Origin of the sequence: Flavobacterium bizetiae (assembly GCF_024271895.1) — a bacterium.
Lineage (GTDB): Bacteria > Bacteroidota > Bacteroidia > Flavobacteriales > Flavobacteriaceae > Flavobacterium > Flavobacterium bizetiae.
Window position 1 is genome coordinate 522,501 of record NZ_CP091861.1, and the last position, 14,370, is coordinate 536,870.

At 34.9% G+C, this 14,370-nt stretch carries 13 protein-coding genes and 1 rRNA gene; 3 read left to right on the forward strand and 11 right to left on the reverse strand.

Going from position 1 to position 14,370, the window contains the following annotated elements:
- Positions 1-86 precede the first annotated feature (86 nt).
- The 3 genes from L0669_RS02500 to L0669_RS02510 form a co-directional block, all read right to left on the reverse strand.
- Positions 87-1,600, reverse strand: a 16S ribosomal RNA gene (locus L0669_RS02500).
- A 1,100-nt stretch (positions 1,601-2,700) separates the two neighbouring features.
- Positions 2,701-3,936, reverse strand: coding sequence for an ABC transporter permease (locus L0669_RS02505; protein WP_263761065.1), 1,236 nt, complete (start codon positions 3,934-3,936; stop codon positions 2,701-2,703).
- Between the two features lie 112 nt (positions 3,937-4,048).
- Entirely contained in the window at positions 4,049-4,543 is a 495-nt protein-coding gene (locus L0669_RS02510) for a YkgJ family cysteine cluster protein (RefSeq protein ID WP_263761066.1), read from the reverse strand.
- 74 nt (positions 4,544-4,617) lie between these two features.
- Between L0669_RS02510 and L0669_RS02515 the strand changes: the two genes are divergently transcribed.
- Both L0669_RS02515 and L0669_RS02520 read left to right on the forward strand, forming a co-directional pair.
- On the forward strand, positions 4,618-5,325 hold the full coding sequence (locus L0669_RS02515) for a class I SAM-dependent methyltransferase (RefSeq protein WP_263761068.1): 708 nt from the start codon (positions 4,618-4,620) through the stop codon (positions 5,323-5,325).
- A 17-nt stretch (positions 5,326-5,342) separates the two neighbouring features.
- A complete protein-coding gene (locus L0669_RS02520; RefSeq protein ID WP_263761070.1) occupies positions 5,343-5,888 on the forward strand; it encodes a YfiT family bacillithiol transferase in 546 nt (181 codons plus the stop codon).
- Positions 5,889-5,971: 83 nt separating this feature from the next.
- Here the strand turns inward: L0669_RS02520 and L0669_RS02525 are convergent, their stop codons facing one another.
- The 8 genes from L0669_RS02525 to L0669_RS02560 form a co-directional block, all read right to left on the reverse strand.
- Positions 5,972-6,604: a 7-carboxy-7-deazaguanine synthase QueE gene (locus L0669_RS02525; protein WP_173973168.1), complete on the reverse strand. Its 633-nt coding sequence runs from the start codon at positions 6,602-6,604 to the stop codon at positions 5,972-5,974.
- Between the two features lie 100 nt (positions 6,605-6,704).
- Positions 6,705-8,372: a tetratricopeptide repeat protein gene (locus tag L0669_RS02530; protein ID WP_263761072.1), complete on the reverse strand. Its 1,668-nt coding sequence runs from the start codon at positions 8,370-8,372 to the stop codon at positions 6,705-6,707.
- 17 nt (positions 8,373-8,389) lie between these two features.
- Positions 8,390-9,313 (reverse strand): PstS family phosphate ABC transporter substrate-binding protein, encoded by a 924-nt coding sequence (locus L0669_RS02535; RefSeq protein WP_263761074.1) that lies wholly within the window; start codon positions 9,311-9,313, stop codon positions 8,390-8,392.
- 2 nt (positions 9,314-9,315) lie between these two features.
- Positions 9,316-9,546: a hypothetical protein gene (locus L0669_RS02540; RefSeq protein ID WP_173973171.1), complete on the reverse strand. Its 231-nt coding sequence runs from the start codon at positions 9,544-9,546 to the stop codon at positions 9,316-9,318.
- Positions 9,546-10,346 (reverse strand): energy transducer TonB, encoded by an 801-nt coding sequence (locus tag L0669_RS02545; protein ID WP_173973172.1) that lies wholly within the window; start codon positions 10,344-10,346, stop codon positions 9,546-9,548. Before L0669_RS02545 ends, L0669_RS02540 begins: the two co-directional genes overlap by 1 nt.
- A 36-nt stretch (positions 10,347-10,382) precedes the next feature.
- The gene (locus L0669_RS02550) at positions 10,383-10,940 is read right to left on the reverse strand and encodes an ExbD/TolR family protein (protein ID WP_173973173.1); all 558 of its coding nucleotides are present in this window, start codon (positions 10,938-10,940) and stop codon (positions 10,383-10,385) included.
- Positions 10,941-10,959: 19 nt separating this feature from the next.
- Positions 10,960-11,586 carry an ExbD/TolR family protein gene (locus L0669_RS02555; RefSeq protein ID WP_173973174.1) on the reverse strand — a complete coding sequence of 209 codons (627 nt, stop codon included), beginning with the start codon at positions 11,584-11,586 and terminating at the stop codon, positions 10,960-10,962.
- Between the two features lie 56 nt (positions 11,587-11,642).
- Positions 11,643-12,467, reverse strand: coding sequence for a MotA/TolQ/ExbB proton channel family protein (locus L0669_RS02560; protein WP_263761076.1), 825 nt, complete (start codon positions 12,465-12,467; stop codon positions 11,643-11,645).
- A 379-nt stretch (positions 12,468-12,846) separates the two neighbouring features.
- Between L0669_RS02560 and L0669_RS02565 the strand changes: the two genes are divergently transcribed.
- A complete protein-coding gene (locus L0669_RS02565) occupies positions 12,847-14,364 on the forward strand; it encodes a DUF853 domain-containing protein (protein WP_263761078.1) in 1,518 nt (505 codons plus the stop codon).
- Positions 14,365-14,370 lie beyond the last annotated feature (6 nt).

Here is a 14,370-nt window from a genome sequence, read left to right on the forward strand (position 1 = left end):
AATTGAATCTATAGATTCAGAACTTTCTAAATGAACATCTTTTTTCCTCAGCGTGTTGATAAGTCAACTAACACTCGAGGCTCTAGAAAGGAGGTGTTCCAGCCGCACCTTCCGGTACGGCTACCTTGTTACGACTTAGCCCTAGTTACCAGTTTTACCCTAGGCAGCTCCTTGCGGTCACCGACTTCAGGCACCCCCAGCTTCCATGGCTTGACGGGCGGTGTGTACAAGGCCCGGGAACGTATTCACCGGATCATGGCTGATATCCGATTACTAGCGATTCCAGCTTCACGGAGTCGAGTTGCAGACTCCGATCCGAACTGTGACCGGTTTTATAGATTCGCTCCTGGTCACCCAGTGGCTGCTCTCTGTACCGGCCATTGTAGCACGTGTGTAGCCCAAGGCGTAAGGGCCGTGATGATTTGACGTCATCCCCACCTTCCTCACAGTTTGCACTGGCAGTCTTGTTAGAGTTCCCGACTTGACTCGCTGGCAACTAACAACAGGGGTTGCGCTCGTTATAGGACTTAACCTGACACCTCACGGCACGAGCTGACGACAACCATGCAGCACCTTGTAAATTGTCTTGCGAAAGATCTGTTTCCAAACCGGTCAATCTACATTTAAGCCTTGGTAAGGTTCCTCGCGTATCATCGAATTAAACCACATGCTCCACCGCTTGTGCGGGCCCCCGTCAATTCCTTTGAGTTTCATTCTTGCGAACGTACTCCCCAGGTGGGATACTTATCACTTTCGCTTAGCCACTGAAATTGCTTCCAACAGCTAGTATCCATCGTTTACGGCGTGGACTACCAGGGTATCTAATCCTGTTCGCTACCCACGCTTTCGTCCATCAGCGTCAATCCATTAGTAGTAACCTGCCTTCGCAATTGGTATTCCATGTAATCTCTAAGCATTTCACCGCTACACTACATATTCTAGTTACTTCCTAATAATTCAAGTCTAACAGTATCAATGGCCGTTCCACCGTTGAGCGATGGGCTTTCACCACTGACTTATTAAACCGCCTACGGACCCTTTAAACCCAATGATTCCGGATAACGCTTGGATCCTCCGTATTACCGCGGCTGCTGGCACGGAGTTAGCCGATCCTTATTCTTACGATACCGTCAAGCTCCGACACGTCGGAGTGTTTCTTCTCGTATAAAAGCAGTTTACAATCCATAGGACCGTCATCCTGCACGCGGCATGGCTGGATCAGGCTTGCGCCCATTGTCCAATATTCCTCACTGCTGCCTCCCGTAGGAGTCTGGTCCGTGTCTCAGTACCAGTGTGGGGGATCTCCCTCTCAGGACCCCTACCCATCGTAGCCTTGGTAAGCCGTTACCTTACCAACTAGCTAATGGGACGCATGCTCATCTTTTACCGTTGTGACTTTAATTATAAAATGATGCCATTTCATAATACTATGAGGTATTAATCCAAATTTCTCTGGGCTATCCCTCTGTAAAAGGTAGATTGCATACGCGTTACGCACCCGTGCGCCGGTCTCTAGTTCCGAAGAACTATACCCCTCGACTTGCATGTGTTAAGCCTGCCGCTAGCGTTCATCCTGAGCCAGGATCAAACTCTTCATCGTATATTTTTATATTATATTGCGATGTTATCTATCGGTTCTTTTCAAATCTCTCGATTCCATTACTCTTATTCTTTTGCTTTAACATCTCTGTTAAAACGGCTGTCAATTCAATATGTCTACGAACGTGTATTTCTTTTCTTTCGCTTGTTTCTCAAAGCGGGTGCAAAAGTATAAAACTTATTTCTAACTGGCAAATGTTTTTTGAAGTTTTTCTAAAGAAAATTTCTTTTCTTTTTTCTTCTAAAACCTTACCAATTTATCAATGAACTTTCTGTGTTTTGCGGGGTGCAAACTTAAAACTTTCTTTCTTTACCCACAAGCTTTTTTTAATCTTTTTTCGAAATAAATTTTCGTTTTGATTGCTTTTGCTTGTCAGTATTTCAGTGAACGTTTATCGTTGTTGCGGGTGCAAAAGTAGCGCCTTTATTTACATTTACAAGCCTTTTTATTATATAATTTCAATGTTTTTAAAAACTTTCTCTTAACACTCTGATAACACCAAGTTTAGCTTTTCTTCTTTTTTAGACTTTCTAAGACTTTTCTTAAGCGCATTGCTCTTTTCTCAATAAGCCTCGCTTGAAAACTCGCGATTTTACAGACTTCACAGATTTTTAAATTGTTTGATGATTACTTGGTAACAGGGAATTTAATGGCTTTGGAACAGTTTGCCACGAAGATATTAAAGCACAAAGCTCTTTTTACTGCGTTTTAATCTCGTAATCCCGATGGCTATCGGGAGCACAGGCGCTAAGTTTTACTTTTGGGACTGTTTTAATAAATTACTGGTAAGTCGCTACGTTTCTCTTTATACTTATATAGATACTCTTCTTATGAAAACCTATGCCCTAGCCCTGATAGAAGAGGAAATCCTTTTGTGCCGGTGTTCGGCACAAAAGATTGGAACGGATAGCAGGAAATAGCTCCTGATCCTTAAAACTAAATTTCAAATTTTTCAAATTCCAAATCCCAATCTTCAAAATCTAAAACTTAAAGGCTTCGACTTCGCTCAGCCGGACATATTACTCTTATATATATGATACAAAAAATAAAACCCGACAGGTTTTAGCAAACTGTCGGGTTATATAAAGATTTATAGTCATTTATTCGAAACGAATGGCCTTGACCGGTGATATCTTTGTGATTATATAGGACGGAATTAGGAGCACAACGAAACATACTGTAATGGTAAGCAAGTTTAGCAAGGCAATATAACCCCAGTTTAAATATACCGGTGCCTGATTGACATAGTAGTTTTCGGGATTTAACTGCACTACTCCGAATTGCTGCTGGATTAATAATATTGCTATACCTATTAAGTTACCCCAAAACAATCCTCTTATGATGAGATAGAATGCGTTGTATAAAAATATTTTGCGAACTGTCCAGTTGTTCGCTCCCATTGCTTTTAGAATTCCGATCATTTGAGTGCGCTCTAATATAAGTACAAGCAATGCGACAACCATATTTATGGTAGCCACTAAAATCATAACTCCGAGGATCACGACAATATTGAAGTCGAACAATTGTAACCAATCAAAAATATAACTGTATTTTTCGATTATGGTTTTGGTATCTAAAGTAGATGACGTTTGATCATAAACCTGGATTCCTGTTGTTTTGATATTATCGAAGTCTTTGACAAAGATCTCGAAAGCTCCAACCTGATCCGGACTCCATTTATTGATTCGCTGAATGTGACGAATGTCTCCTATTATATAGGTAGCATCGAATTGCTGAAATCCTGAATTAAAAATACCCGCAATTTTGAACCTACGGCTGTTTGGCATTTTTCCCTGTTCTTCTTTAATAAAGAATGTATTGAAATTATCGCCTACCTTTAGATTAAGCCGGTCTGCAAGAAGTCTGGAAATTAAAACTTCTTCGTTTAAACTTTTAGAAAAATCCGGCACTTTGCCCTCAACAATGTATTCTTTAATATTATTCCAATCGTAGTCTCCTCCTACTCCTTTGAAAACAATTCCTTCGAAAGCATTTTCGGTTCTAATAATTCCGGCTTTACTGGCGATGGCCTGAATATGTTTTACTTCGGGAACTGATTTGAAATTGGGATAAAAATCCTGATTTTTTGATATTGGAGTTAAAGTAACTTCAGAATTGTTATTATCAAAATTTGATATAATAATCTGACCATTGAAAGCAGAAACTTTATCACGTATTTTTTGCTGCAATCCTATTCCGGTAGCAACTGAAACTATCATCATAATAATACCAATAGCAATGGCCGAAATGGCAATTTTTATAATTGGCGCTGATATACTGCTTTTATAGTCTTTGGCAGTAATAAGTCTTCTGGCTATGAAATATTCTAAACTCAAATTTAAGTTGTCTTTTATTAATTATCAGTGGATTTATTGATCCGAATCAAAAATACATTTTAAAAAGTAAAAACGAATGGCTTACAAAAACAATTACGAAAGTTTTAATCTCTTATAACGGAAGTTTCTTTTTCATTTCTTCTACTATATTGTATGCAGCAGGACAAATGGCAACATTCTTTAAAGTAAGGTCCGCAATTTGATGAAACTTTTTACGATCTGTATGCGGAAATTCTCTGCAAGCTTTTGGACGAACATCATATATCATACAATAGTTCTCGTTATCCAGAAAACTACAGGGAACACTTTTTAAAACATAATCTTTATCCTCGTCGATTCTAAGATATTGTTCGATGAATTGCTGTGGTTTTTGCCTGAATGATTTCGAAATACGTTCGATATCGGCCAAAGTAAATAATGGCCCGGTTGTTTTGCAACAATTGGCGCATTGCAAACAATCTGTTTTTTTAAATTCGGCATCATGCAAGTCCTGCATGACATAATCTAAATTCTTAGGTTGTTTCTTTTTTAGCTTATCAAAATACTTTTTGTTTTCGATATGCTTATCTTTGGCTAACTTATTTAAGTTATTTAAAATTTGTTTCAAGTTTACTTTTTAAAGTTGATCTGCAAAATTAAACAACTTTAAACTTGAAACCCTAAACTTTGAACTAAAATACGATGAAAGATCTATTTGGGAAAGCGATGTTCGACTTTCAAACCAATAATTCTCCTGAAGATATCATTACAGAAACTACGATTTCTGAAGAAGATGAAATGAGCGTTGATTATTTATTCCGTTCTTATAACGACATGCCAAAATTAGAGCAAAAAGCATTGCAATTGGCCTTTGGTAAAACATTAGATGTTGGATGTGGCGCAGGAAGCCACAGTTTGTCTTTACAAAATGACCGTAATTTAGAAGTTACATCAATAGACATTTCAGAAAAAGCAATTGAAACTTGTAAACTTCGCGGCGTAAAGAATGCAAAAGTTCAAAATATATTAGATTTTGAAGGAGAAAAATTCGATACGATTATTTTATTAATGAATGGTGTTGGTATTTTTGGAAAATTAGAGAACTGCAATAAATTTTTATCTAAATTAAAATCTCTTTTAAATCCAGGCGGACAGATTTTATTAGATAGTTCTGACATTATTTATATGTTTGATGAGGACGAAGATGGCGGAAAATGGATTCCGTCTAATAATGATTACTACGGCGAACTTGTTTTTAATATTTCTTATAAAGGAGAAAAAGAGGAACCTTTTGACTGGTTGTATTTAGATTACAACACACTTCAGAATGCAGCAATTGCAAACGGACTTAAATGCGAACTGATTCTTGAAGGTGAACATTACGATTATTTGGCTAAACTTTCGATTTAAAATAAAACAATTCGATCATGGAAGCATTAGATTTAGAAAAATTAAAGTATCCGATTGGAAAATTTGAATTTCCCAAGGAATTTAGCGCTGAATATATTTCTGATAACATTCATGAAATTGAATCTTTTCCTGAAAGATTAAAAAAAGAAACGATTCACTTAACAGATGAACAACTGGACACTCCTTATCGTCCCGGCGGATGGACTGTTCGACAAGTAATTCATCATTGCGCAGAAAGTCACATGAATTGTTATGTGAGAATAAAATGGGCTTTGACAGAAAATAATCCGGTGATAAAGTCTTATGATGAAACTTTGTGGTCTGAATTGCCTGATAATTTAAACATGCCCATTCAACCAACGCTTACTCTGCTGGAAGGTCTACATTTTAGACTGGTTTATATTATGAGAAATTTATCAGATGAAGATCTTGAAAAATCGTTTATTCATCCAGAGAATAATTCAGAATATAAATTAAAACAAATAATAGCGACCTATGCCTGGCATGGAAATCACCATTTAGCACATATTACTACTTTAAAAAAATATAAAAACTGGAAATAAAAACCTGTTTCTTTTTTATACAATGTGTATTATTTATCCTAAACAAAAAAATCTCTTCGGCTGAAGAGATTTTTTTATATCCTTTAGGGAATATTTAAGTATTTATGGGTTTGAAGTGAAACTCTCCATTTTGGATTATTCATTACATAATCTACAATTAATGGTGTCATCTCTTCTTTTTTACTCCATTCTGGCTGAAGAAACAAAATTGCATTGTCATTTACCAACTCAGCTTGTTCTTCTGCAAAAATAAAGTCGTGTTTGTTATAGATAATTACTTTTAACTCGTGTGCATTATCATACACGGTTTGTGTTGGTAATTTATTTTTTTTAGGCGAAAGACAAATCCAATCCCAGGTCCCTGATAGCGGATATGCTCCTGAAGTTTCTATGTGAACTTTTAGATTTCTGTCTTTTAATTCCTGAGTTAGTAAAGTCATATCCCAGGTTAATGGCTCTCCACCAGTAATCACAACGGTATCTGCCTGGGTTGCTGCATTATTTACAATTAAATCAACACTTGTTGGCGGATGTAATTCTGCATTCCAGCTCTCCTTCACATCACACCAGTGACAACCAACATCGCAACCTCCAATTCGTATAAAGTAAGCGGCCGTTCCTGTATGAAAACCTTCGCCCTGAATGGTATAAAATTCTTCCATCAAAGGCAACATTGCTCCTTTATTTACTTCTAATTGTATTTCTTTTGATAACATTATTTTATTTTAAAGTGCAAAGATAGTCAATTAAATACGGAACAAAAAAAACCGATAGTTCAAAGAACTACCGGTTTTGTATTTAAGAAAAGATCTTATATTATTTTAAAGCTTTTACTGATTGCGCTGCGTAAGCATTTGCAGGATCTAAAACTAAAGTTTTATTGAAATATTCAATTGCTTTAGCTTTATCAGTATTTGCGTAACTAGCACCAATACTATTGTAAGCTTCGATTACTTTTTTAACTGTAGCAGGTTTTGCTAATTCTTCAGGACCTTTTGCAGTTGTTTTAGTAACATACTCTTCGTAGTTTTTGATAATTAAATCATCTTTCTCCAATAAGTTATTGATTCTTCCTTTGTATAAGTAAGCTTCATCATAGCTTGGAGAAGCTTCTAAAACTCTGTCGAAAGCACCTTCAGCTTTTGCTAAAGCAGCAGCATCCGGAGCACCGTCTTTTTTATTTGCATTAGCATAATAAAGTGAAATACCATAATAAACATTGTCATCTAAATAATTTTTAGATTCTTTGTTATTAACAGCAAGTTCAAAAACAGTTGCTGCTTGTGCAAATTGTTTTTTACCAAACAATGCTTTTCCTAAATCAGCAAGTTCTTCAACTACTAAAGGCTCTAATTCAATTGCTTTTTTAATGTCAGCAACACCAGAATCAAAAGCAGCCTGATCAACTACTCCTTCTGCATTAGTTCCTTTTTTAATTTTTGATAAACCTAAATACAAATAATCTCTACCAATTACTTTGTTTGAAGGCACTTTCATAAAATCTTCGATAGATTTAATTGCTACATCAACATTTCCGTTTTCGTAAGCAGCATAACCTAAATATCTGTAGATTCTTGGATTTACTTTATCTTCAGCAATCATTTTGTTTGCTACAGTTTCAAGAGTTTTATAGTCTTTTACCAAGATTAAGAAATCTGCATGACGCATTTTAGAATCTAAAGAGTAATCTGTAAGACTTAAATATTTCTCATAGTTTGTAATTGCATTTTGCATATTAACTTTTGCAGTAGAAGTTTTGTTTCTTCCCCATTTGTAATATGTTTCAGCTAATTCTCTGTAAACTGGTCCATAATTAGGGTTGATTGCGATAACTTCATTAAAAGATTTAATTGCTTCTTCGTAAGATTTAGCTCCTTTTAATAAAACTCCTAATTGCATTTTTGCTCTCAAAAGCGTTGGATCTGCAGTAAATGCATCACGGTAAGCTTTGTAAGCATCATTTTGATTGTTTGAACCGTAGTAAGCATCACCAATTGTCAAAAGAGCATTTGCATTTTGAGGCTCGATTAATAAAGCACGTTTCAAAACAGCAATTGCAGCTGGATAATCAGGATTATTAGAGTTAATATAAGCTCTACCGATGTAAATAAACTCTTCTACATCCTTACGTTTCATATCTTTTGTTGCTAAGCCAAAATTTGCCTGAGCTGCAGCAGCATTTTTATCATCAAGATCTATTTGACCTAACCCAATATAATTTAAGTTTTTCTTATCAGATGCTTGCAATCCACTTGCGTAATAAATTTTAGCTGAATCAACAATAGATTGATTTAAGTATACATTACCTAAAACAAAATGAGCTTCTCCGTCAGAAGGTTTTGCCTTGATGATTGCTTTAAGCAAAGACTTTGCTTTTTGAAATTGTTCAGCATCAACTGCCTTTTTAGCTTCTTTGATATCTTGCGCTTTTGCAACATTAGCTGAAGCAACTAAGGCAAGACTAAAAATTTTAAATTTATTCATCTTTAATTGTAATTAATTTATTCTTTATCTTTAATAATTTGACTTCTAATCTTAAGATTTCTTCCCGGCATCCTAACAGGCAATAATCCTGATTTTAAAACAATTCGCTGTCCAATATCTCCTGATATAAATGAAGCGAATCCCATTCCTAAACCAGTATATCCCTGACAATTTATAATAAACAAATCACGTGCCAAAGGATATTTCTTTTCACCAAGATCATTTTGGGTTGGATTATAATATCCATCACCGTTTAGACCTTTGACGCTCATTACATTTATTTTTTTAATGATATCGAGCATATTCAGAGATGGCTGATACAGCCAGTTTACTCCAACTACCCCAATCATACCATCATTCTCTGAAACGAATTTAATAACTTCGTCGTTAGTTTTAAAAGAAAAAACGTTTTTTAACGGAAGCTCTTTTACTTTAGCCAAATCTTTCATGTAACGCACCGTACTTGAATTTGGATTATCAAATACTAGTCCTTTAATTCCAGAATCTGATTTGCCTTGTAAAAAATCGATCACGGTTTTCAACGCAATTAATGTATCATTATTGCCTTTATTAGTAACAAAAGCTATTGCATCTGTCGCAAAAGGTGTTACTCTGGGATTAATCTTACTTTTTTCGAATCTTGCTTTTTCTTCCGTAGTCAGCTCTCTGGTTGTTACTACAACTTTTGCTTTTTGGTTTAATAAATCATTTATTAATTCCGCTTCTGACTTAGGTTTTATAGCAATTTTTGCTTCGTAATATGTTCCTTCAAAAACAGCAACCATATCCTCAACAATAGGTTTTATTGTTTCATCTACGGTAATATCTAATGATCCTTTTAAAATTGTTTCGCTTTCAGCTTCATTCTTGCTTTTTTGGTTGCACATGGCAAACAAAAAAACAAAAACAGCCAAACCTACAACTTTACTATATTTCAACATAATTATTCTGCGTTTGAATTGATTAATCTTAAGAAACGAATTGCTGAATATACGATCAATAATCCGCCAAAAGCATATCTGTATTTAGGTTCCATATCTAAGGGAAGTTTATCCCAGAACATAATCATTAAACCCAGTACAAGATATATTAAAAAAAACATTATTCCTAAAACAAGAAGAAATCGCTCTTTGAGCGATTTCTTCTGAATATTATTAAGCTTATCTTTTAACATTATTCTGCAGATTGAATAGTAATAGGAAGCGAGTAAAGAACCCTAACTTTCTTACCATTTTGCTCGCCGGGAGTCCATTTTGGACATTTTTTAAGAACACGAATTGCTTCTGCTCCTGTACCGTAACCGATATCCCTTAAAACTTTAATGTCGGTTAATGAACCGTCTTTTTCAACTACAAAAGTAACATAAACTTTACCTTTTAATCCTTCTTCTTCCGGAGTTTTGTAATTGTTTCCTACGAATTTGTAGAACTTTTCAATTCCTCCAGGGAAATCAGGTTTTACCTCGATACCAGCAGTATTATAAACAGTGTTATCTTCCTGAATGATCTCAGTAACCGGTCCTTTACCAACTGGCTCATCTACAGTTAAAACTGCATCCGGATCTCCTTTGATAGTTTCGTTACCTACTTTTTTATCCTTAAGATCCACAATTTTTGGTGGGTCTTCAGTAACCTCATTTGCTTTAGCAACTACCGGTTTCACGAACTTAACCTGATCCACTTTTGGTGGTGGTGGTGGTGGTGGTGGTTGATTTGGCTTAATTTCCTCTTTTTTAGGAGGTAATTTTACTGTTGCGATTTTAATATCATTATTCACCACTTCTTCTTCAGACTCTGGTAACAAGCTTGCAATAAGAGGAGCTGCAACAGCTAAGCTAAAGATAATCGAACCAATAATAAGAGCCCTAACGGTAGTCTTATTGTTCGATTTTCTTAACTCATATGCACCATATATCTTATTACGTCCTTCGAATACGATATCAAGCCACTGATTTTTAATTATATCTAATTTCATTTTTCTTGATTATTAGGGATTAAAATAAGATTGCTCTTATTTTTTATCTATCAATTTCGTTTCTTCTGGAGTAAACTCAGGAACAATAGCATAAGTTTCTACACCTGAAATTGCCATCTCATCCAAGATATCAACCAAATTACGGTAATTTGATTTTTTAGTTGGTTTGATAATAACAATAATTCCGTTTTTAGGTTTCCCTAAAGCTGTAGAATAAGCCAAAACTGCTTTCTTCTGAGTTAATAATTCTCTACGAATTCCGTCTTTACCATAGGCGATATCTTTAGGTCCAACTTTAGGACTTGCAAGCAATCCCATATAATAAGTCATCTTATTGTCTTCACCTAGTATAACTGTCATCGTACGATTTTCATCTACTTTGGTATCCTTAGTATCTTTTTCGTTAGGATCTTTATCTGGCAGAGACAAATCCATCGCTTGAGGTTTTGACAACGATGTGGTCAACATAAAGAACGTGATCAATAAGAATGCCAAATCCACCATTGCCGTTAAATCGACCTTAGAATTCTGCTTTTTACTTCTTACTTTACCACCTTTTCCGCCACCACCGTCGCCGGTATTTAATTCAGCCATTTTAGTGTATGTTTTTTAATTAAAAGTCTTTTCCTCTCGTACCTGTAACTAAGTTAAAGGAATTGATTTTCTGATCTTGTAAAATATCCATAATCTTTTTGATTTGTGGATATTGTTCTTTAGCATCTCCTTTTATTGCAATTTTCAATTCTTTATCATCAAGATCAATCGAAGCTCTTCTCGAAACTAAAAGCCAGTCTTTTAATTGATTATCTAATGAATCTATTGGAATTCCAGGTTGATTTGCTTTTGTTCTGTCAGCCGCTTTCATATCAATGATTTGCTTCAAATTTGTTAATGGTACACCGAAGTCATCCATTAAAGCAAATTTAGTTTTATCATCTTCAGAGAATTCTATACTGTATTTTGCTCCCATACCTTCAAGAGTTCTTTTACGAATCTCTCTACCTTTTAGATCAAAAAACACTTTACTTTTCCCGTCTGCACCTTTTCCAATTGTAATAATAGCTAAATCCGTATCAGGTAATTTAGATTGAGCAACAGAAGAAGGCATATCTACAGGAAGTGCTTCTGGCACTTTGGCAGTAGCGGTCAAAATAAAGAACGTAAGCAAAAGGAACGCAACATCACACATGGCAGTCATATCTGTCGATGTTGACTTTTTTTTCATTTTTATTTTAGCCATTATCTTTTATTTTATTTTGATATAATTAATTATAATTAATACTAATCAAAAATTAATTATTGTTTCAAACTTCCTCTGAATCTTCTGTAAGTATTTACAATTGTAGTACCAGCCTCATCAATAGAGTAAGTTAAATCATCAATTTTAGCAGTAAAGAAGTTATAAGAAACGATCGCTAAGATAGATGTAGAGATACCTGTTGCAGTGTTGATAAGTGCCTCAGAGATACCTGTTGCAAGAGCAGCCTGGTCTGGAGTTCCAGCAGAAGCTAACGCACCAAACGCTTTAATCATACCTGATACAGTTCCTAATAATCCTCCTAAAGTTCCTAATGATACTAAAGTAGAGATAATAGTCATGTTTTTTTCTAACATTGGCATTTCTAATGAAGTTGCCTCTTCGATTTCTTTGTGGATTACTTCTGCAGCTTCTTCACTGTTGAATCCTTCTTTTTTAACATCTTGGTATTTTACCAAAGCAGATTTAATTGCGTTTGCAACTGAACCTTGTTGTTTGTCACATGAAGCGATAGCAGCCTCGATGTTTCCTTCTTTAATACTTCCTTGTACATTTTTCATAAATGCATCTAAGTTAGCTTTACCAGCAGCTTTACCGATAACGATAAATCTTTCAATAGAAAAAACAACAACCATTAAAAACATACCTAATAATACTGGTACGATAAAACCTCCTTTATATACTTGACCAAGTGTATTGATCGGGTGACCAGTTTCTGGATTACCTCCTTCGAAGTTAGCCGCATCTCCCATGATTACTTTCCAAATAAACACCCCAACTAAAATACACGCAACAATAATGATTCCTGTAATCATTCCTCCTCCATTTGAAGTGCTTTCTTTTTTAACTTTAACGTTTGCCATTTTTTTTAATTTTAATAGTTTTAAATAATTTTTATTTTTTAGTTATATTTAACTTGTAGAGGAGCAAATTTATACGTTTAGTTTAAATAAAAAAACTTTTTTTAATTTAATTGAAGCAAATTTAACGTCAATTTAAAAAATATCTCATTAAATTGCCGGCGTCATTTTTTAGATAAAACAAAAAATAGGGCTATTAATGGGAAAATTACAACGTTTTAGTAAATATTCAAACATTCCTTTGATATCTTCTTAAAAAGTTGCGAAATTATTTTTTATATAATTTTCAACCCATAAAAGCTTTTTCTTACTAAAAAAAACAGACTCAAAATGTTAAAAAAACAAGCAATACTCTTATAATCATCTAAATTACAATAAAAACATGAATAAAAAGGACAATTTCATTCAAGATATAAACAATGGTTACGCTTCTAAAGGTGATAGTATAATTCTTGGCGGAGCCATTCTTGACGGAGAACCTATTGCTGAAGCTCATGTTAAAATCCCGCTAAAAACACTAAATAGACACGGACTTATCGCCGGAGCAACCGGAACAGGAAAAACCAAAACAATACAGGTTTTTTCTGAGCAGTTGTCAAACGCCGGAATTCCTGTTTTAATGATGGATATAAAAGGGGATTTTAGCGGAATTGCGGAAGAAGGTAAAGAAGAGGGTTTTATTACTGAAAGACATGCCAAAATAAACATCCCATATAATGTTGCTTCATTTCCGGTAGAACTAATGTCTTTATCCAAACAAAACGGTGTTCGTTTAAGAGCTACCGTATCTGAATTTGGTCCTGTTTTGTTTTCGCGAATTTTAGATTTAAATGACACGCAAGCCGGCGTTGTTGCTGTTATTTTTAAATATTGCAACGACAACAACATGCCTTTACTTGATTTAAAAGACATCAAAAAAGTTATTAATTATATTACCGAAGAAGGTAAAGAAGAAATCTCTGCTAATTATGGCAAAATTTCGACAGCCACTACGGGAACTATTTTAAGAAAAATAATAGAATTAGAACAACAAGGAGGTGACATATTCTTTGGCGAGTTGTCTTTTGACATTGAGGATTTGATGCGAATTGACGAAAACGGAAAAGGATACGTCAATATCATTCGCTTAACTGATATTCAGGATAAACCAAAATTATTCTCGACATTTATGTTAAGTTTATTAGCCGAAATTTATCAAAAAATGCCTGAGAAAGGAGATGTATCTCAACCTGAATTAGTTATTTTTATAGATGAAGCCCATTTAATCTTTAATGAAGCCAGTAAAGTTTTATTAGAACAAATTGAAACCATTGTAAAACTGATCCGTTCGAAAGGGGTTGGTATTTATTTTGTAACCCAAAATCCTATGGATGTACCAAGTGGTGTTTTGGCGCAATTAGGATTAAAAATTCAGCATGCTTTAAGAGCTTTTACAGCAAATGACCGTCAGGCAATCAAGAAAACAGCTGATAACTACCCTACTTCTCAATATTACAAAACAGATGAATTATTAACAAGCCTGGGAATTGGTGAAGCTTTGGTTACGGCCTTAAACGAAAAAGGGATTCCGACGCCACTTATAGCCACGATGATGCGTGCCCCAATGAGCCGAATGGATGTTTTAACTTCTGACGAAATTAATGCCATTAATAGTAAATCGAAACTGGTTAAAAAATATGCCGAAGAAATTGACAGCGAAAGTGCCTACGAAATTCTAAACAAAAAAATTGCCAATGCTCAACAAGCAAGCGCGCAACAAGAACAACAAGCACCAGCCAAATCATCAAAAGCTGAACCAAGCACTACAGAAGTTGTTACAAAATCAGTTTTGAAAGTCGTTACAAGTGCTACTTTTATTCGTGGTGTTTTTGGCGTTTTATCCAAAATATTTAAGAAATAATCTAAA

What these genes read in the sequence shown, in the direction of transcription:
- L0669_RS02515 (WP_263761068.1), top strand. Translation starts at nt 4,618, where the DNA reads ATGAAAGATCTATTTGGGAAAGCGATGTTCGACTTTCAAACCAATAAT.
- L0669_RS02520 (WP_263761070.1), top strand. Translation starts at nt 5,343, where the DNA reads ATGGAAGCATTAGATTTAGAAAAATTAAAGTATCCGATTGGAAAATTT.
- L0669_RS02525 (WP_173973168.1), bottom strand. Translation starts at nt 6,604, where the DNA reads ATGTTATCAAAAGAAATACAATTAGAAGTAAATAAAGGAGCAATGTTG.
- L0669_RS02530 (WP_263761072.1), bottom strand. Translation starts at nt 8,372, where the DNA reads ATGAATAAATTTAAAATTTTTAGTCTTGCCTTAGTTGCTTCAGCTAAT.
- L0669_RS02535 (WP_263761074.1), bottom strand. Translation starts at nt 9,313, where the DNA reads ATGTTGAAATATAGTAAAGTTGTAGGTTTGGCTGTTTTTGTTTTTTTG.
- L0669_RS02540 (WP_173973171.1), bottom strand. Translation starts at nt 9,546, where the DNA reads ATGTTAAAAGATAAGCTTAATAATATTCAGAAGAAATCGCTCAAAGAG.
- L0669_RS02545 (WP_173973172.1), bottom strand. Translation starts at nt 10,346, where the DNA reads ATGAAATTAGATATAATTAAAAATCAGTGGCTTGATATCGTATTCGAA.
- L0669_RS02550 (WP_173973173.1), bottom strand. Translation starts at nt 10,940, where the DNA reads ATGGCTGAATTAAATACCGGCGACGGTGGTGGCGGAAAAGGTGGTAAA.
- L0669_RS02555 (WP_173973174.1), bottom strand. Translation starts at nt 11,586, where the DNA reads ATGGCTAAAATAAAAATGAAAAAAAAGTCAACATCGACAGATATGACT.
- L0669_RS02560 (WP_263761076.1), bottom strand. Translation starts at nt 12,467, where the DNA reads ATGGCAAACGTTAAAGTTAAAAAAGAAAGCACTTCAAATGGAGGAGGA.
- L0669_RS02565 (WP_263761078.1), top strand. Translation starts at nt 12,847, where the DNA reads ATGAATAAAAAGGACAATTTCATTCAAGATATAAACAATGGTTACGCT.